The sequence below is a fragment of the Mesorhizobium japonicum MAFF 303099 genome, assembly GCF_000009625.1.
In the GTDB taxonomy this organism is placed as follows: Bacteria; Pseudomonadota; Alphaproteobacteria; order Rhizobiales; family Rhizobiaceae; genus Mesorhizobium; species Mesorhizobium japonicum.
In genome coordinates, this window is record NC_002678.2 from 140,876 (window position 1) to 159,738 (window position 18,863).

Consider the following 18,863-nt stretch of genomic DNA (forward strand, 5'->3'; position numbering starts at 1 on the left):
TTCCTTTTGCCTGTTTCCTGGTCCGGCTGTGTCGCAGTGCGTGACCGGAAGGTTCACTAGATCTTGTTTGACGATTTGTAGTTTATGATGTCCTGGGCGCGTATCCAGCGCGGCTCGCCGCGCTTCATCTGCTGCTGCGCCCGCATGGCGAAGATCTTCGCATCCTTGTAGTTACCGGAATAGAAATGACCTTCCGCCGTGGCCAGCTCGGCGCCCGGTATGTCACCCAGCTCGCCGTAAGCCTGGGCCAGGTAGCGATAGCCTTCGGAATTTTCCTTGTCGCGGCCCAGGCCATTGTTGATCTGCACGACGGCTTTCTTCAGCGAGTCTGGCGTGCCGACCGCCATCAGCGCCTGGCCGAGCGAGACAGGCAGCAAGCCGGACCGCGCCGGATCGAGGCTGACCGCCTTGGCGTAGGCTTCCGCCGCGTCCTTGGGCTTGTTCGCCTTCATCAAGATGTCGCCGCGCAACTCCTGGAAATAGGCATTCTTCGGCTGCGCCTTGATCAGGGCATTGGTCTTGGCGAGTGCGCCGGCGATGTCGCCGTAAAGGTAGGTCGATTGGGCGTCGCCATACTGCGCGGCGAGGCTGCCTCTCATCTTTTGCAGCAGCCGCGCCGCGGCGGCCTGGCCTTCCATGTAGACGGCGATCTTCACCCGCATCATGTCATGGCGCTGCTGCAGCGTCGGCGGGTCGAGCTTGTCGACATTGGGGCTCTGCTTCACCAGCACTTCGAGATTGGCGATGCGCTCCTGCGGCATCGGATGGCTGATCCGATAGGGATCGACTTGCGCACCCGACAGCGACAGCGCGGTCTGGAACCTCCGGAACGTCTTCAGCATGCCCATGCCGGACTGGCCGGTGGCGTTGAGATAGGTGATGGCGGAGCGGTCGGCCGTTATCTCCTCGGTGCGCTGATAGGCGAGGATGCTGCGCTGTGCCATCTCGCCGCCGCCGGCGGCCACGCCCATGCCGGCGCCGGCAAGGCCGCGGCTGTTGGTGGTCGCGCCAGCGACGATCGCGCCCGCGCCAAGCAAGGTCGCAATGATGGCCATCGTCTTGGCGCGCTCGAGCTGGTCACGCAGTTTCTGCTGGTGGCCGCCGGCGATATGGCCGGCCTCGTGCGCGATGACGCCGATGATCTCGTTGGGCGTTTCCGCCGTCATCAGCGCGCCGGTGTTGATGAACAGCCGTCGCCCGGTGACAAAAGCGTTGAAGCTGGAATCATTGACCAGCACGATGTCGATGCCGTCATTCGCCAGCCCGGCTGCCTTGAAGATCGGCCGTGCATAGTCGCGCACCAAAGCCTCGATCTCGGCATCGCGCACCACCGGAACGCTCTGGGCGAAGGCGGTGACCGAACTTGCCACGGCAACGGCAAGGCCGAGCGAAAGCGTCGTGAAAACACGCGCGATCCTGGCAATCGTCGATCTGGGTCGGCTCAACATGACGTGTTCACTGGTAGACGAGCGGGCGAAAGATGAAAAGTCGGCACCGGAAAACTTCCTCAACTTGTGATCCTCACATCAATCGGGCATTTGTGCGGCGCATGTATTCGGGGGCGTGGCGCGCCCAACCGTCGGGATAGGGATAAAATGGTCGTTTCGCTCTCGCGTCGTGGCAATGTCGAGCCGTTCCACGCCATGGATGTGCTGGCCGAAGCGAACCGGCTGAAAGCGCAGGGTGTGCCGGTGATCTCCATGGCGGTCGGCCAACCGTCCGATCCGGCGCCCGTACGGGTCCGAGCCGCCGCGGCCAGGGCCTTGCAGGACGGTCGCATCGGCTACACCGACACGCTGGGGCTAGCTGGCCTGCGCAAGGCGATCGCCGAGCACTACGCGGATCACTATAGGCTGGAAGTCGAGCCCGCCCGGATCGCGGTGACCACCGGATCGTCCGCGGCCTTCAATCTCGCCTTCTTGGCTATGTTCGATCCGGGCGATCGCGTTGCCATCGCGGCACCCGGCTACCCTGCCTATCGCAACATCATGGCGGCGCTCGGCATCGATGTGGTCGAGATCGAGCTCGGCGACGCGGCCTATCTGCATGCCGGTCATCTTGAGACCGCGCATCGCGAGAAACCGCTGAAGGGTGTGCTTTTTGCAAGTCCGGCCAATCCGACCGGTGCCGTCATACCGGCCGACGAACTGTCGGCGCTGGTCAATACGGCGGAGGCACTGGGGATCGCCGTCATTTCCGACGAAATCTACCACCGGTTGGCCTATGGTGCGCCTGACACCACCGCACTTGCCTTCGGCAACAGCGTCACGGTGATCAATTCCTTCTCGAAATACTACTGCATGACCGGTTGGCGCATCGGCTGGATGGTGTTGCCGGAAGAGCTGGTGCGGCCCGTCGAGCGCATCGCCCAGAGCCTCTACATTTCGCCGCCGGAACTCTCGCAGATCGCCGCGATCGAGGCCTTTGCCGCCACCGAAGAGCTGGAGGCGGTCAAAGGCCGCTATGCCTGGAATCGCGAACTGCTGATGAAGCGCCTGCCGGAACTCGGCTTTCCGCTGGCCGCGCCCATGGACGGCGCCTTCTATGCGTTTTGCGATGTCACCCGCCACAGCAATGACAGCATGGCCTTCGCGCGCAAGATGCTGGCCGAGGCGCATGTCGCGGCGACGCCCGGCCGCGATTTCGACACCCAGGCCGGACATCGCACGATGCGGTTTTCCTACGCCGGCAGCCATGACGACATGGTCGAGGCGATGGCGCGCATCGAACGCTGGTTGAGGTAGCGCCATGCCGGAACTCGAACGGGCCCCCAAACTTGATCAAGCATTGGCCGAAGTCGCCGCCGAAATGGCCGAACGCACCGATCGCGGCGATGTCGCCACCTACATTCCTCAGCTGGGCAAGGTCGATCCAAGGAAATTCGGCATTGCCGCCGTCACCAATGACGGCCGCGTCCTGGTGGCCGGCGATGCCGACCAGGCTTTTTCGATCCAGAGCATCTCCAAGGTGTTCACCTTGACGCTGGCGCTCGGCAATGTCGGCGACGCGCTGTGGCAGAGGGTCGGGCGCGAGCCGTCGGGCAATCCGTTCAATTCGATCGTCCAGCTCGAACACGAGAACGGCATTCCGCGCAATCCGTTCATCAATGCCGGCGCCATCGTCATTTCCGACATCCTGCTTGCCGGTCATCAGCCGCGCGAGGCGATCGGCGAGATCCTGCGCTTCATCCAGTTCCTGGCCGACGACGACACCATCATCATCGACCGCGAGGTCGCTGCCTCCGAGCGCGCCACCGGCTATCGCAACTTCGCGCTCGCCAACTACATGAAATCCTTCGGCAATCTTCATCATGCACCGGAACTGGCGCTGGGCGTCTATTTCCACCATTGCGCCATCGCCATGAGCTGCCGGCAACTGGCGATGGCCGGCCGCTTCCTCGCCAATGGCGGCAAGAACCCGGCCACCGGTCATTCCGTGGTATCGGCGGAGCGAGCGCGGCGCATCGGCGCCATGATGCTGACCTGCGGCCACTATGATGGCTCCGGCGATTTCGCCTTCCGCGTCGGCATTCCGGGAAAAAGCGGCGTCGGTGGCGGCATATTGGGCATTGTGCCGGGTGTGGCGTCGCTTGCGGTGTGGTCGCCCGGGCTCAACGCCAACGGCAATTCCAAGCTGGGTTCGATCGCGCTGGAGAAGCTGGCCAGGATGATGAACTGGTCGATCTTCGCGCCATAAATTTTTGCAGCCTGCCGCACGTGAAAAATCCCGCGCCGTCTTTCGATCGGCGCGGGATTTTCTTATTAAAAAGTCACATCAACCAGTTGAAAGGCTTAGAAAAAGCCCTTCCGCTGCCACCAGCCGGCGCGCTTCGGCTTTTCTTCGGTCTTGGCTTCCGGCTCATCGGCGACGGTCGACGACACCACAGGCACGACGGGCGCATCGATGGCCGCCGGCTTGCGCCTGGACGGACGGGCCTTGGAAGGCTCTTCCGCGACGGGCACAACCGCTGTCTCTTCAACAACCGTCACCGGCGCCTCGACCGGCGTTTCCGCGGCCGCTTCCACAACAGGGGTTTCGGCGGCGGCTTCGGCGGCTGCCTTCTTCGGCTTGGCTGCTCGACGCGGCTTCTTGGGCTTCTCGGTGCTTGGCACCTCTTCGCTCACCGCGGCCACTGGCTCTTCCGTCACCGCGGCAACAGCCGCCGGTTCGATCGAGGCAGGCTCGCTTTCGGAAGCATCGGCTTCGGAAGCCTCGGTCGCCTCGCCGGCGCTTGCTTCGGTCTCGCCTTCGCCGTCTTCACGACGGTTGCGCTTGCCGCCGCGCTTGCCGCGCCGGCGCTTCTTGCCCTGGCTGTCATCCGCAGCCTGCACCGCCTCGTCGGAAGCGCTGGCAGCGATCGGGGCAGCGTCGTCCTGTTCGCCGTCATCGTCGCCTGCCGCGTCTGCCGCGCCGACGAATTCGCCGGCCGGAGCCGAGATGGCTGAGCCGTCCGCCGGAGCGCCATGCTCGCGGTCGCGATCCCTGCCGCCGCGCCGTCTGCGGCGCTTGCGACGCTTGCGGTCGCGGCCTTCGCCATCTTCGCTGCCGGCAGGCCGCGGCTGCTGGTGCTGCTGCGGCTGCTGGCGTGGCTGCTCGGCCTGGACCACGACCTCATCGTCTTCCTCGACGACGGCAATCTCGTCCTCGGGTTCCTCCGGCTCGACATAGGCCGGCAGGCTGCGCGCCTCGACGAAGCCCTCGGGCTTCTCGGCCAGCGCGCCGCGGAAGATTGCGTAGTGCTGCGCGCCAACCGTATCGTCGGCCTCGATGGTGATGGTCAGGCCGAAGCGGCTTTCCAGTTCCACCAGCGTGCCGCGCTTGTGGTTGAGCACGTAGAGCGCGGTTGCCGCCGGCGTGCGCACGGTGATGTGGCTGCGTGAATCCTTGAGCAGGAATTCCTCGATCGCCCGCACCACCATCAGCGCGACCGACGAATCGGACCTGACATGGCCGGTGCCGCCGCAATGCGGGCAGGGCTTCATGGTCGATTCCAGCACGCTGGCGCGGATGCGCTGGCGTGACATCTCCATCAGGCCGAAATGCGAGATTCGGCCGACCTGGATGCGGGCCCGGTCGTTCTTGAGGTGATCCTTCAGCCGCTTCTCGACGGAACGGTTGTTGCGGTTCTCCTCCATGTCGATGAAGTCGATGACGATCAGGCCGGCGAGATCGCGAAGCCTGAGCTGACGGGCAACCTCCTCGGCCGCTTCCAGATTGGTGTGGAGTGCGGTGTCCTCGATCGAGTGCTCCTTGGTGGAGCGGCCCGAATTGACGTCGATGGCGACCAGCGCCTCGGTCTGGTTGATGATGATGTAGCCACCGCTCTTCAGCGTCACCTGCGGCTGCAGCATGCGGTCGAGCTGCGCCTCGATGCCGTTGCGCACGAAGATCGGCGTCGTGTCGCGGAACGGCTGAACCACCTTGGCGTGGCTCGGCATCAGCATGCGCATGAAGTCCTTGGCTTCGCGGTAGCCTTCCTCGCCGGAGACAAGGATCTCGTCGATATCCTTGTTGTAGAGATCGCGCACCGAGCGCTTGATCAGGCTGCCTTCCTCATAAACGAGGGCAGGGGCCGTCGATTGCAAGGTGAGACTGCGGACATTTTCCCAAAGCCGCATCAGATATTCGTAATCGCGCTTGATCTCTGCCTTGGTGCGGCTCTCGCCGGCGGTGCGCAGGATGACGCCCATGCCTTGCGGCACTTCGAGGTCGGCAACCACCTCCTTAAGGCGCTTGCGGTCGACCGCGCTGGTGATCTTGCGCGAAATGCCGCCGCCGCGCGCCGTGTTCGGCATCAGCACCGAATAGCGGCCGGCAAGCGACAGATAGGTGGTGAGAGCGGCACCCTTGTTGCCGCGCTCTTCCTTGACGACTTGAACCAGCAGGATCTGCCGGCGCTTGATCACTTCCTGGATCTTGTACTGGCGGCGCACCGGCTTGCGGCGGTTGCGCACCTCTTCCAGCGCATCCTCGGCGCCCACCGATTCGACCTCGTGATCATCGGGATGCGAGGACTGGACTTCCTCCAGCATGCCGCGATCATTGTCGCTGGAGGAGGCTTCAGTGGTCTGTTCCGTGTGCGAGACGGGTTCGGAAATCACATCGCCTTCGACCGCGGCGGCGATCGATGTCGGGCCACCCTCGCGGGTTTCGGTTTCCTCCTGTTCGGCGGAACCTTCGTCATGGCCTGATGTATCGGCATGCTCCGAGGGACCTGAATGTTCCGATGTATCGGCTGCGTGTTCGATGATCTCGGAGGTGTGGGAAATCTCCTCGACAACGATGTCGCCATTGTCGCCGCCTTCGCCTGGCTCGCCGGCGCCTTCGCCTGCCTCGCCAGTATCGCGCTTGTGCTCACCGCGCTCCCGGCTCTTGCCGCCGCGCCGGCGTCCGCGCCGTCCGCGATCGCGGCTCTGGCGGTCATCGCCGTCACCATCCTCGTCCTCCTCGTCCTCGGCCTCCTGCGCTTCGGCGCGCAGCAGTGCCTGACGGTCGGCGACCGGGATCTGGTAGTAGTCGGGGTGTATTTCACTGAAGGCGAGAAAACCGTGACGGTTGCCGCCATATTCGACAAAGGCTGCCTGAAGGGAGGGTTCGACGCGCGTTACGCGGGCGAGGTAGATATTTCCTTTGAGCTGCTTCTTGTCCTGGGATTCAAAGTCGAATTCTTCGATACGGTTACCGCGTACGACGACAACGCGTGTTTCCTCCGGGTGGGAGGCGTCTATCAGCATTTTGTTGGGCATTATTTCGTTTCCCCCCGGCAGCCGTCAGCCGCAGCTGGCGGGGCAAAGCCCGCTGCTGTGTGTCTGGAGAGTGGGTGCCGGATAATTGAATGTCCGCCGGACGGTGCCTGCGTGTCATGGCGGTGCCGCCCGCTGCCATACTGGCGCGGTTTGATGCGGACCTTTCCATGATTGCGCTTGAAGCCATCGTCACCAGCAGAACCTTTTGAACCAAAGCCCGGAAACCGGACCAGCTTGTTTGCTCATACAGAGCCGGCACGGGGACAAACCCGGCCGTTTTCCTCACGCAGGTGATTCCCCCGCCACGGGAGCACACCTGCGAAATTCGTCGCAATCACCTGAAGCCTTTTCGCGTGAAGCGAAAGGAGCCGCCTTTCATCTGACCCTGTAGCAGGAAGCTGCGGAGGAGGGCGGTTCCAGGATTGCAGTGATCCACTATCGCTTTTATGATTTGGCGGGTTGGAAGGCAACCCCGATTTCCGATGCCGGCAAAAAGCAGTTCCGTAACGTAAGCCTGGGGTCCAATCCTTGCGTGAAAAGGCTTGGTTAACCTTCTCTGGATACCAATCGTTAATCGAGTTCGCGGCCTAACCGGCACTTCGACGAAACGAGCGGGCGCCTGGCGCCAAACCGGGAGCGACTGTAAGAGAGATGGGACTGGCGGACTTCACAGACAAGGGATGTCGTGTTGGTGGCCGGATTCTTGGTGCTCTATTTCTCCTGCTGCTGGTGGCGATTTCCCAGGGCTTTTTCTCTATTGCCAATGCCGCCGATGCGCCGCTGGTGGCAAAAGGCTACAAGATGGCGGGCGATGCCACCAAGATGCGCATCGTCATGGATTTCGATCGCGAGCCTGACATCAAATGGTTCCTGCTGCGCGGACCCAATCGTCTGGTCATCGATCTGGCGAATACCAGGCTGGCCATCGACGCCAAGGATTTGAAGCCACGCGGCCTGGTCAAGGGCGTGCGCCTGGGCGCGCTCGGCGACGGCGTTTCGCGGCTGATCCTGACCGGCAAGGGACCGTTTGCCGTCGACAAGCTGGATGTGCTCAAGAATGAGGACGGAACCGGCTACCGCATTGCCATCGACATGTCGGCCGCCTCCGAACGGGAGTTCGACGCCGCCCTTGCCAACCAGGCGCTGACCACCGGCTCGACGGTTTCGACCGACAAGGGTGGGCGGGTTGGCACCGGACCGGTCTCCAATCCGGGCCACCGCTTCACCGTCGTCATCGATCCCGGCCATGGCGGCGTCGACGGCGGCGCCGAGGGCCTGAACGGCACCATCGAGAAGAACGTCACGCTGGCCTTCGCCACGGAACTGCGCGACAAGCTCGCAGCCATCGGCAAATACGATGTCTTCATGACCCGCGACACCGATGAATATCTGCGCCTGGACGACCGTGTGCGCATCGCCCGCCAGCATGAGGCCGACCTGCTGATTTCGATCCATGCCGACACGATCAGCGTCAAGGGCATTCGCGGCGCCACCGTCTACACCGTCTCCGAAAAGGCATCGGATCCGCAGGCGCAGGCGCTCGCCGACCGCGAAAATCTCTCCGATCAGTTCGCTGGTATGGTCATCAAGGACGACAACAAGGAAGTGACCGATATCCTGATCGACCTGATCCGCCGCGAGACGCACACCTTTTCGATGAGTTTCGCCCACACCTTGGTCGGCCAGCTGTCGACCAGCGTCGGGCTCATCAACAATCCGCAGCGTTCCGCGGGCTTCAAGGTGCTGAAGGCACCGGACGTACCATCCGTGCTGGTCGAACTCGGCTATCTCTCGAATGCCAAGGACGAAGCGCAGCTGCTTAACGCCGAATGGCGCGGCAAGGCCGCACAAAGCATCACCAATGCCGTTGCGCTGTTCGCGTCCGCCAAGGCAGGGGCTAGAACCGGAGGTTGACATGCCTTGCGGTGCCTGCAACCAGAGGCGGCGTTGCTGGATGACAACACCCGGTGCCTTTATTTCCTGCGCGCGGTCACGAAATCAGGCCTTGCCGTATTTTGTCCACATGATGGCGACATGGGTTTTCGAATACGGATTGGGACCAGCTCGAAAGCTTGCGTGGAAGGCGGCTTCGTTTAGGAAATTCCCGAACCAAGGACTGGAGCGGGTATGATTCGTCTCATTGGCTATTTCTTCGGCATCGGCACGACGCTGGCCCTTCTGGTCGCGGCGGGCGTTGCCATTTACATCAGCCATCTGTCGAAGGATCTGCCCGACTACGAGGTGCTGGCCAAATACGAGCCGCCGGTGACCACCCGCATTCACGCCTCGGACGGCTCGCTGATGGCCGAATATGCGCGCGAGCGGCGGCTATATTTGCCGATCCAGGCCATCCCGGATCGCGTCAAGGCGGCCTTCCTGTCGGCGGAAGACAAGAACTTCTACAATCACCCCGGCATCGACGTGACCGGCCTTGGCCGCGCCATCATCGTCAACCTGCAGAATTTTGGCTCGGGCAGGCGCCAGGTCGGCGCCTCGACGATCACCCAGCAGGTGGCCAAGAACTTCCTGTTGACCGCGGACCAGACCTACGAGCGCAAGATCAAGGAAATGATCCTGGCCTTCCGCATCGAGCAGGCCTACCCCAAGGATCGTATCCTCGAGCTCTACCTCAACGAAATCTTCTTCGGTTTCGGCGCCTACGGTGTCGCCGGCGCGGCGCTCACCTACTTCGACAAGTCGGTGAACGAACTGACCGTGGCCGAGGCCGCCTACCTGGCTTCGTTGCCGAAGGGCCCCAACAACTACCATCCTTTCAAGCATGCCGATCGCGCGATCGAGCGCCGCAACTGGGTCATCGACCAGATGGTCGAAAATGGCTACGTCACGCGTGAGGAAGGCAACAAGGCCAAGGCCGAGCCGCTCGGCGTGACGCCGCGCCGTACCGGCACCTATCTGTTCGCCGGCGAATACTTCACCGAAGAGGTGCGCCGCCAGATCATCGCCCGTTACGGCGAGAACGCGCTCTACGAAGGCGGCCTGTCCGTCCGCACCACGCTTGATCCGAAAGTCCAGCTCATCGCCCGCAAGGCGATGCAGAACGGCTTGATCAAATACGATACGCTGCGCGGCTATCGCGGGCCGGTGACGTCAATCGACGTGTCCGGCGACTGGGGCGTCCCGCTGGGCGCCGTCAAGGGACTGGAGGACGTCCCCGAATGGTCGCTGGCCGTCGTGCTCGACTCCTCCGCGTCAGGTCTCTCGATAGGCCTGCAGCCCGCACGCCAGGCATCGGGCGACATCGTCAAGGAACGCGTCGAAGGCACTGTCAGCAAGGACGACATGGGCTTTGCCATGCGCCATATGGTGGACGGCAAGACGGTAAAGGCCAAGTCGCCGGCCGATGTGCTGAAGCCCGGCGACGTCATCTTCGTGCAGAAGAACGAAGGCTCCGACAACACCTACAGCCTGCGCCAGGTTCCCGAGGTGGAAGGCGGCCTGATCGCCATGGATCCGCACACCGGCCGTGTGCTGGCCATGGTCGGCGGTTTCTCCTATGCGCAGTCCGAATTCAACCGCGCCACCCAGGCGATGCGTCAGCCGGGCTCCTCGTTCAAGCCGATCGTCTACTCGGCGGCGCTCGACAATGGCTATACGCCGGCCTCGGTGATCATGGACGGACCGATCACCATACAGAGCGGCAACACGACCTGGACGCCGAAGAACTATGACGGCACCGTCGCCGGGCCGGCAACGCTGCGTTCCGGCATCGAGAAGTCGCGCAATTTGATGACGGTGCGGCTTGCCAACGACATGGGCATGAAGCTGGTCGTCGAATATGCCGAGCGCTTTGGTGTCTACGATCATCTGGCGCCGTATCTGCCGATGGCGCTGGGCTCCGGCGAGACCACCGTGATGCGCATGGTTTCGGCCTATTCGATCATGGCCAATGGCGGCAAGTCGATCAAACCGTCGCTGATCGACCGCATCCAGGACCGCTACGGCAAGACCGTGTTCAAGCAGGATGAGCGTGGCTGCGAAGGCTGCAACGCGCTTGAATGGAAGAACCAGCCAGAGCCGGAACTGGTCGACAATTCCGAGCAGGTGCTCGATCCGATGACCGCTTATCAGATCACCTCGATGATGGAAGGCGTGGTCCAGCGCGGCACCGGCGCCACCATTGGCGAACTCGGCCGCCACATTGCCGGCAAGACAGGCACCACCAACGACGAAAAGGACGCCTGGTTCATCGGTTTCACGCCGAACCTCGTGGTTGGCCTCTACATGGGCTACGACACGCCGCGCGGCCTTGGCCACGGCGCCACCGGTGGCGGTCTCGCCGCCCCGATCTTCAAGGATTTCATGCGCGTTGCGCTGGACGGCACGCCCAACGTCGACTTCAAGGTCCCAGACGGCATGAACCTGATCGCCATCAATCGTAAGACCGGCATGCGTGCCGCGTCGGGCGATCCGGGCACCATCATCGAGGCCTTCAAGCCGGGCACCGGTCCCGCCGACAGCTATTGGGTGATCGGCATGGGTGCCGACGGCTCCAACGCGTCGGGCGGCGCACTGTCACCGCAGGCCAACCAGGCCATCCAGGACGGCGGCGGCGGCCTCTACTGACGGGGCCGGATGCGGATCGCTGGGCTGGCTGGGGGCCGGCCCATTTCGCTTTACACATGGCGGCGCCGTCCCTATGTATCGCGCCGACCGAAGTGTCACTTCAGCAACAGGACAAAATACCAGGCCATGCGCGCGGAAACGCAGAATATTGTCGACGAGATCAGGCAGGCGATAACCCTGCTGAGGAGGCATCTTTGACTGGGATCAGGCCATAAAGCGGCTTGAATACCTGAATGTGCGGGCCGAGGACGCCAGCCTCTGGAACGAACCGCTGGAAGCGCAGAAGCTGATGCGCGAGCGTCAGGGCCTCGAGGAAGGCATCGCGGCGGTCAAGGGCCTGACCCAGGCGCTGGAAGACAATATCGGCCTGATCGAGCTCGGCGAGGAAGAGGGCGACGAGGGCGTCATCACCGAGGCCGAAGCGGCGATCCGCTCGATGCAGGGCGAGGCCAAGGCCCGCCAGGTCGAAACGCTGCTGTCGGGTGAAGCCGACGCCAACGACACCTATCTCGAAATCCATGCCGGCGCCGGCGGCACCGAAAGCCAGGACTGGGCCTCGATGCTTTTGCGCATGTACACGCGCTGGGCCGAACGCCGCCGCTTCAAAGTCGAAGTGCTGGAAGTGCATGACGGCGAAGAGGCCGGCATCAAGTCCGCGACGCTGATGATCAAGGGCCACAATGCCTATGGCTGGCTGAAGACTGAATCCGGCGTCCATCGCCTGGTCCGCATTTCGCCCTATGACAGCAATGCGCGCCGGCACACTTCCTTCGCCAGCGTCTGGGTCTATCCGGTCATCGACGACACGATCGAGATCGATGTTTCAGAATCGGACGTGCGCATCGACACCTATCGCTCGTCGGGCTCTGGCGGCCAGCACGTCAACACCACCGATTCGGCTGTGCGCATCACCCATATCGCCACCGGCATCGCGGTCGCCTGCCAGGCCGAGCGTTCGCAGCACAAGAACCGGGCGAAGGCCTGGGAGATGCTGCGCTCGCGCCTTTACGAGGAAGAGCTGAAGAAGCGTGAGGCCATCGCCAACGCCACCGAAGCCTCGAAGAGCGACATCGGCTGGGGCCACCAGATCCGCTCCTACGTGCTGCAGCCGTACCAGTTGGTGAAGGATCTGCGCACCGGCGTCGAAAGCACCAGCCCGTCGAGCGTGCTCGATGGCGACCTCGACGACTTCATGGAAGCCTCGCTGTCGCAACGCATCGAAGGCGGCGCAGGCGAGGCCGTGGCGGATCTGGACTAGCACCGTCCGCCGCCATTGCGCCCGCTCGCATTTTCTGCGGACCAGGTGGGCCGCCTTGGGCGGCCCGCGGCTCCACGCAGCAATTTCTTGCGCCGACTCACATTTCGGCTCACCATTTGCCGCAGGAGGAGACAAAAGCATTTATGGCCGGTCGCGGCATATCTGCTGACGATTGGCCGCTGGGAAGACACGTTCCGGGAACGGGCAAGCGAAACGCTTGAACCTCGTTTGAAAGGAACGTTCCCATGTTTGCCGCCAATTCCAGATCGGCCATCGCCGTTCCATCGGTTGGCCAGCTTGTCCTCCCCCTTTGCGCGGTGATCGCGCTCCTGTCGGCGCCGGCCATGGCGCACGACGCCAAGCCGACCGCGGCCAAGCCGCAAGGCTGGAGTTATCCGTTCGCCTGCTGCGCGAATTACGATTGTCACGAGGTGTCGCAGACCTCGATCAGCGAGCGTCCGGAAGGCTATGTCATCAAGGACACCGGGGAGGTGCTGGCCTACAGCGACAGGCGCATCAAGGATTCGCCGGACGGTGAATACCATTGGTGCGCGCATGAGGCCGGGCTCGACGCCGGCAAGACCATCTGCCTGTTCGTGCCGCCATCGTCCTACTGAGTTCGTTGCCTGCCGTTCAGAGTAGAACCTGCTGACAGGCAGTTGTCAGGATCACTTCTTTATGGTGCCTTGCCTCGTGGGCGGCCGACAATGGAGAGGTGATGTTGATGACCATCAAGGGAAGCTGCCACTGCAAGGCGACGACATTCGAGGTTTCAGAGGCACCGGAAACGGTGACGCAATGCACCTGCTCGTTCTGCTCGAAACGCGGCTCGCTCTGGGCCTATTATACCCCGTCGCAGTTCAAGCTCATCACGCCACTGAAAAACGTCTCCTTCTATGAGTGGGGCTCGAAAACCGTGAAACATGGTTTTTGCGCCAACTGCGGCTGCGGCACGTTCACCGAGACGCCGGATTGGTCGACCGGCGAGCCGGATTTCGACAATCCGAAGATCAGCGTCAACTCGCGGCTGTTCGACGACTTCAATCTCGACAAGGTGGAAGTGGTGGTCATTGACGGCAAGAATCTCTGGTAACTGATCCCGGGAAAAGCCGTCGCGGGCGCTTTTGCCGTTCCGTTTTTCGCCGCAATTCATGGTACAAGTCGCGGGAAGGGCTGATTTGGCGCCGTCGAAAAAGGCGCGACTTGGAGAGGGACCATCTATGAAGAAGACCGTGCTCGTCGCCGTGGCGACGGCTTTGCTCGTGAGCGCATGCACCACCACCGATCCGTATACGGGCGACCAGAAGATTTCCAACACAGCCGCAGGTGCCGGTCTCGGCGCCCTGGCAGGTGCCAGCCTTGGTCTGCTTGCCGGCGGCAACGACCGCCGCAACGCGCTGATCGGCGCCGGCATCGGTGCGCTTGCCGGCGGCGCCATCGGCGCCACCATGGATCAGAACGAAGCTGAACTGCGCCGGCAGCTCGAGGGCACCGGTGTCAGCGTCACCCGCAGTGGCGACCAGATCATCCTCAACATGCCGTCGGACATTACCTTCAATGTCGATCAGGATGCGGTGAAGCCCGGCTTCTATCCGGTGCTGAACTCGGTTGCGCTGGTGTTGAAGAAATTCAAGCAGACCACGGTCGATGTTTTCGGTCACACCGATTCGACCGGCGGCGACCAGCACAATTTCGATCTGTCGCAGCGCCGCGCACTCGCGGTTGCCAACTATCTGTCCGGTCAGGGCGTCGATCAGCGCCGCTTCGCCGTCACCGGCTTCGGCAAGACGCGACCGATCGCATCCAATGCGACGGCTGCCGGCCGCGAGCAGAACCGTCGCGTCGAGATCCAGTTGTCGCCGCTCACCTGACGATCTGTACGGCAACGAATGTGAAAACGGCCCCAATGCGGGGCCGTTTTTGTGTGAGCGGCCATCGCACCCCTGCAGCTGTCGCACCTAAGAATTAGCAACAGCTAAATAACAGCTTTCCTACAGTCACGGAAAGGAATAGCATCATCGCTGTTCCAGAGGGGATGAGGCGGTACAACTGGCCGCGTAACAAGCATTTTCCCGCCTCGGTCTTGCACGGCCAGATGAAATATCTGGGAGGAATGCATGACAAGAACAACCTGCCTCGGGCGCTGCGGCGTCCTCGCTTTGACTAGTATTGCAGGTCTGTGGTTGGGTCTCGCCACGGCTCAGGCCGAGGACGCCAACAAGGCCGACATCGAAGCCTTGAAGAAATCATTGGCCAAGTATGAAGACTATACCGCAGCTGTCCGCGACCTCTATCTGTCGACGGTCGGCTGCGTCTTCTACAGTGGAGAAAAGATACCGGGCTCGATGGATTACCCGAAAGGCGCCATGGGCGTCCATTTCGTCAACGTCCCAAGCGTCGGCCAGAAGCTCGACCCTATGAAGCCCAACGTGCTGATCTACGAGCCGACCAAGAAAGGCCTCAAGTTGGTCGGCGTGGAGTGGCTGGTGCCGTTGACACCGAACGTCAAGGAAGTCCCCACACTGTTTGGCCAGAAATTCATGGGTCCGATGGAGGGACACTATCCGCTCATCCCGAGGGAGTTCGTCCACTACGATCTTCACGCTTGGCTGTTCAGGGACAATCCGAACGGCATGTTCAGTCCGACGAACCCGAACGTGAAATGCAGCAAGGCCGATTTTCCGATGCTGGAGAAGCCGACCAAGATGATGCCTGGGCCGATGTAAGCGGCCGGCCAAGCCAATACATGTCGGCGCTGAATTCCGTTGCGTCGGTCCTGAAGACGTTGCGCCGGACTATTTCCGGCTTGGCCCAGTCAGACCTTGGCGACGATGCGCATGAAGGCCGGCATGTCGTCGCCGAAGCCAACGGTGGTGTCGTTGTCTTCCTGGTGGCGATGGCGGGCAGGGCGGCTGTTGTCGCGCTGCGGCCGGGTGTCACCCCGTTCCGGTGCGCGCGGTTCGTTGCGATCGGAGGATTTGCGTTCGGTGTTTTCCGAACGGATCGCCTCCTTGCGCGCGCGCCGCTCGCTGATATCGGCGACGGCCGTCTCAGCCACATCGGGCTGTTCTTGCTGTGCGACCGCGGCATCTTCCTCGCTGTGTCTGGCACGGCGTTCGCCGCCCTTCTTGCGCTCGCCCCTGTCCTTGCGATCGTCGTCCTTGCGGCCGGCGCGACGCGGTGCGCCTTTGCCCCGGCGCGGAGCATCGTCCTCGCCTTCGCTGGCGACCACGGTCGACAGGTCACCGTCATGCCATTCGATCTTGTTGCCGATCAGCCGTTCGATGGCGTCGATATATTTGGTGTCGGACTTGGTCGCGATAGTGAAGGACTTGCCGGAGCGCCCGGCGCGGCCGGTGCGGCCGATGCGGTGGACATAGTCCTCGGCATGGATCGGCACGTCATAGTTGAAGACGTGGCTGACATCGGGGATGTCGAGGCCGCGCGCGGCAACGTCAGAAGCCACGAGGTAGCGAAGCTTGCCGTCACGGAAATTGGCCAGCATCTGCATGCGGGCGCGCTGGTCCATGTCGCCATGCAGAGCGCCGGCATCGAAATCATATTTCAGCAGCGAGCGGAACAGCTCCGACACCTCGACCTTGCGGTTGCAGAAGATGATGGCGTTCTTCAACTCCGCGTCTTCAGCTTTGATGAGGTTGCGCAACGTCTCGCGCTTGTCCCAGGGCTTCGAGCCGGATTTGACCAGCCGTTGGGTGATGTTGGTGGCAGCCGACGCGGCCTTCGAAACTTCGACACGCACCGGCGCGTGCAGAAACTTCTCCGTCAGCTTGGTGATTTCCGGCGGCATGGTCGCCGAGAAGAACAGCGTCTGCCGGGTGAACGGGATCATCTCGCAGATGCGCTCGATATCGGGAATGAAGCCCATGTCGAGCATCCGGTCGGCCTCGTCGATGACGAGGATCTCAACGCCGTTGAGCAAAAGCTTGCCGCGCTCGCGATGGTCGAGCAGACGGCCAGGCGTGGCGATCAGCACGTCGGCGCCGCGCTCCAGCTTCTTGTCCTGCTCGTCGAAGGAAACACCGCCAATTAACAGCGCGATGTTGAGCTTGTGGTTCTTGCCGTATTTGACGAAGTTTTCCTCGACCTGCGCGGCAAGCTCACGCGTCGGTTCGAGAATCAGGGTGCGCGGCATACGGGCGCGGGCGCGGCCCTTTTCCAGTCGGGTCAGCATCGGCAGCACGAAGGAGGCTGTCTTGCCGGTGCCGGTCTGGGCTATGCCCAAAATATCCTTGCCGAGCAAGGCGTGTGGGATGGCGCCCGCCTGGATCGGCGTCGGCACGGTATAGCCGGCATCGGTGACTGCGGAAAGGACCTTCGGCGACAGGCCGAGGTCTGAAAAGGTCAACGCTTCTGGAGCGATCGTGGTGTCTGAGGACAAGTGTTGTTGTCTTTGGCTGGTTCGGGGAAGCGCAACAGCGTGTGTCGCGGCAAGCGCCACGCGCCTGCAAGATTGGTATTGCGATTAGGCGCAAGCCCGCGATTTGTCAACAGAAACGGGCGGGATTGGCACGATTGTGAAGTTGTAGCCTTAATCGCGATGCTTAATCCGGCCGTTTGTCACTATCGGCTCAGTAACGGAACTGCTCGGCCAGGATGCGCTCGTTCCAGGAGTGATTGGGGTCGAACAGCAAGGTTGCCGTCGCTGTCGGCGACTCCCGCACCGTTACCGAGGTCACCGCCTTGACCTCCGTATGGTCGGCGGCGGCGTTCACCGGCCGCTTTTCCGGCTCCAGGATGTCGAAGCGCACAGTCGCCTTGTTGGAAAGCAACGCGCCACGCCAGCGGCGCGGGCGAAACGGACTGACGGGTGTCAGTGCCAGAAGCGGCGCGTCGAGCGGCAGGATCGGACCATGCGCGGAAAGATTGTAGGCGGTGGATCCGGCCGGCGTCGCGATCATGACACCATCGCAGCTGAGTTCCTCGAGCCGTATCTGGTCATCGACGCTGATGCGGATCTTAGCCGTCTGGTAGGATTGGCGCCACAGCGCAACCTCGTTGATCGCCAGCGCCGAGACGGTTTCGCCTTCCGAGGTGACGGCCAGCATCTCCAGCGGCCGGATGGTTTCGGCGACCGCGGCCGCGATGCGCTCGGTGAGCCCCCCCGAACGGTACTCATTCATCAGGAACCCGATGGTGCCACGGTTCATGCCGTAGACCTTCTTTCCCGTTCCCATCGTGTCACGCAAGGTCTGCAGCAGGAAGCCGTCACCGCCCAGGGCCACCACAACCACGGCCTCGGCGACCGAACACTGGCCATAGCGCGCCGACAGACTTTCCAGCGCCGCCTTGGCGTCGGCTGTGTCGGACGAGACGAAGGCGATGCTGTTGGCGGCTGTGCTCATGGCTTCCCGATCGCGACCGATTGGCGGCGGCAGGTCTGGCCGCGCCCGCGCCGGGGTAGCACGGGGTGGGCAGCTCTGCAAAGAGAGCCGTTGCGGCGGCGTGCAAGGCTGCGGCGACAGCATCGTGCGAACCTGCGGATCGCGCTTCATGACAGGGCACGCGCGAATGTGATGGTTAAGGCTGGGCTTAAAGTCTCGTAAAGGCGGATCGATCATGTTAGCCGGCATGAATGGCGTGGGGGCGCCCGCAGCACGCTTGTATCCTTCGGGATGCCAAAAGGATGCTGCGGCACTTTTGATTAGTGCGCATGATCCCCGGGAAATCTGAAGTTCGGGGCACGCACCAACCAGACGAGGCCGACATATTGCCGGTAGCACGCCTGATCATCGTCTTTGTCATGCTGGGTAGCTTCGCGCTGGTCTTCGCCGAGCTTGTGCGCCAGTCGGAAAACATGAGCATGAGACCGCTGCCGACAGCGTCGCGCTGCGGCGATGCCACCGGAATGCCTTGCCCGCAACGGGCACTGTAGGTCGCCGCAATACGCTTGCTCGTCTGTAGGGACAGCCGACGCCCGGCCTAAAGCGCCTGAGAAACCAAAACTTGGCGGCTCAGGCCATCATGCCGAGTGCGAAAGAGATCGATTCTACCCCGCGCCACCTGCCATTCCATCCGCAGCTTGCTGTCTGGTCCAGGGCAACTGGCGAACCGCGGCAACACCTGAGAATAGATATTGACTGTATAGTTAGTTATAATTAATCCTAGCGCAGATCACCAAGTTGGCCAGCTGGCATCCGCCGGTGAATGGCCACGAAAAGGGGAATATTTTGACAGCCAGCCGGCCCACCTTGGGCCGAAGGGCAGAGCCAGGCTTGTTCATCAGCAGGAGACGGACCGAGGCGGCGACGCAGCCG

Annotated in this window: 14 protein-coding genes; 10 read left to right on the forward strand and 4 right to left on the reverse strand. The window is 62.5% G+C overall.

The window, feature by feature from the left end:
* Nucleotides 1-56: 56 nt before the first annotated feature.
* Nucleotides 57-1,448 (reverse strand): tetratricopeptide repeat protein, encoded by a 1,392-nt coding sequence (locus MAFF_RS01880; RefSeq protein ID WP_080511766.1) that lies wholly within the window; start codon nucleotides 1,446-1,448, stop codon nucleotides 57-59.
* Nucleotides 1,449-1,595: 147 nt separating this feature from the next.
* Between MAFF_RS01880 and MAFF_RS01885 the strand changes: the two genes are divergently transcribed.
* Nucleotides 1,596-2,744 carry a pyridoxal phosphate-dependent aminotransferase gene (locus MAFF_RS01885; RefSeq protein ID WP_010909213.1) on the forward strand — a complete coding sequence of 383 codons (1,149 nt, stop codon included), beginning with the start codon at nucleotides 1,596-1,598 and terminating at the stop codon, nucleotides 2,742-2,744.
* A 4-nt stretch (nucleotides 2,745-2,748) separates the two neighbouring features.
* On the forward strand, nucleotides 2,749-3,696 hold the full coding sequence (locus MAFF_RS01890) for a glutaminase (protein ID WP_010909214.1): 948 nt from the start codon (nucleotides 2,749-2,751) through the stop codon (nucleotides 3,694-3,696).
* 95 nt (nucleotides 3,697-3,791) lie between these two features.
* Here MAFF_RS01890 and MAFF_RS01895 read toward each other — a convergent pair whose 3' ends face one another.
* Nucleotides 3,792-6,746 carry an Rne/Rng family ribonuclease gene (locus tag MAFF_RS01895; protein ID WP_010909215.1) on the reverse strand — a complete coding sequence of 985 codons (2,955 nt, stop codon included), beginning with the start codon at nucleotides 6,744-6,746 and terminating at the stop codon, nucleotides 3,792-3,794.
* 651 nt (nucleotides 6,747-7,397) lie between these two features.
* On the opposite strand from MAFF_RS01895, the gene MAFF_RS01900 reads away from it, so the two are divergent.
* The 7 genes from MAFF_RS01900 (at nucleotide 7,398) to MAFF_RS01930 (ending at nucleotide 15,314) form a co-directional block, all read left to right on the forward strand.
* Nucleotides 7,398-8,660: an N-acetylmuramoyl-L-alanine amidase gene (locus MAFF_RS01900; protein WP_010909216.1), complete on the forward strand. Its 1,263-nt coding sequence runs from the start codon at nucleotides 7,398-7,400 to the stop codon at nucleotides 8,658-8,660.
* A 213-nt stretch (nucleotides 8,661-8,873) separates the two neighbouring features.
* Nucleotides 8,874-11,330 carry a penicillin-binding protein 1A gene (locus tag MAFF_RS01905; protein WP_010909217.1) on the forward strand — a complete coding sequence of 819 codons (2,457 nt, stop codon included), beginning with the start codon at nucleotides 8,874-8,876 and terminating at the stop codon, nucleotides 11,328-11,330.
* Nucleotides 11,331-11,456: 126 nt separating this feature from the next.
* Nucleotides 11,457-12,588, forward strand: a protein-coding gene (gene prfB, locus MAFF_RS01910; RefSeq protein ID WP_106406542.1) for a peptide chain release factor 2 whose coding sequence is annotated in 2 segments (ribosomal slippage) — nucleotides 11,457-11,522 and nucleotides 11,524-12,588 — 1,131 coding nt in all. Because the reading frame shifts where the segments join, the coding sequence is not laid out codon by codon here.
* A 245-nt stretch (nucleotides 12,589-12,833) separates the two neighbouring features.
* The gene (locus MAFF_RS01915; protein ID WP_010909219.1) at nucleotides 12,834-13,205 is read left to right on the forward strand and encodes a hypothetical protein; all 372 of its coding nucleotides are present in this window, start codon (nucleotides 12,834-12,836) and stop codon (nucleotides 13,203-13,205) included.
* A 107-nt stretch (nucleotides 13,206-13,312) separates the two neighbouring features.
* Nucleotides 13,313-13,681, forward strand: a complete 369-nt coding sequence (locus tag MAFF_RS01920) for a GFA family protein (protein ID WP_032933394.1) — start codon at nucleotides 13,313-13,315, stop codon at nucleotides 13,679-13,681.
* A 127-nt stretch (nucleotides 13,682-13,808) separates the two neighbouring features.
* A complete protein-coding gene (locus tag MAFF_RS01925) occupies nucleotides 13,809-14,459 on the forward strand; it encodes an OmpA family protein (RefSeq protein WP_010909222.1) in 651 nt (216 codons plus the stop codon).
* Nucleotides 14,460-14,705: 246 nt separating this feature from the next.
* Nucleotides 14,706-15,314: a hypothetical protein gene (locus MAFF_RS01930; RefSeq protein WP_027046797.1), complete on the forward strand. Its 609-nt coding sequence runs from the start codon at nucleotides 14,706-14,708 to the stop codon at nucleotides 15,312-15,314.
* Between the two features lie 89 nt (nucleotides 15,315-15,403).
* Here the strand turns inward: MAFF_RS01930 and MAFF_RS01935 are convergent, their stop codons facing one another.
* Nucleotides 15,404-16,987, reverse strand: a complete 1,584-nt coding sequence (locus MAFF_RS01935) for a DEAD/DEAH box helicase (protein WP_010909224.1) — start codon at nucleotides 16,985-16,987, stop codon at nucleotides 15,404-15,406.
* 190 nt (nucleotides 16,988-17,177) lie between these two features.
* Entirely contained in the window at nucleotides 17,178-17,951 is a 774-nt protein-coding gene (locus MAFF_RS01940; RefSeq protein WP_044547489.1) for an NAD kinase, read from the reverse strand.
* A gap of 365 nt (nucleotides 17,952-18,316) precedes the next feature.
* Between MAFF_RS01940 and MAFF_RS01945 the strand changes: the two genes are divergently transcribed.
* Nucleotides 18,317-18,481 (forward strand): hypothetical protein, encoded by a 165-nt coding sequence (locus MAFF_RS01945; RefSeq protein WP_244420703.1) that lies wholly within the window; start codon nucleotides 18,317-18,319, stop codon nucleotides 18,479-18,481.
* Nucleotides 18,482-18,863: the final 382 nt, after the last annotated feature.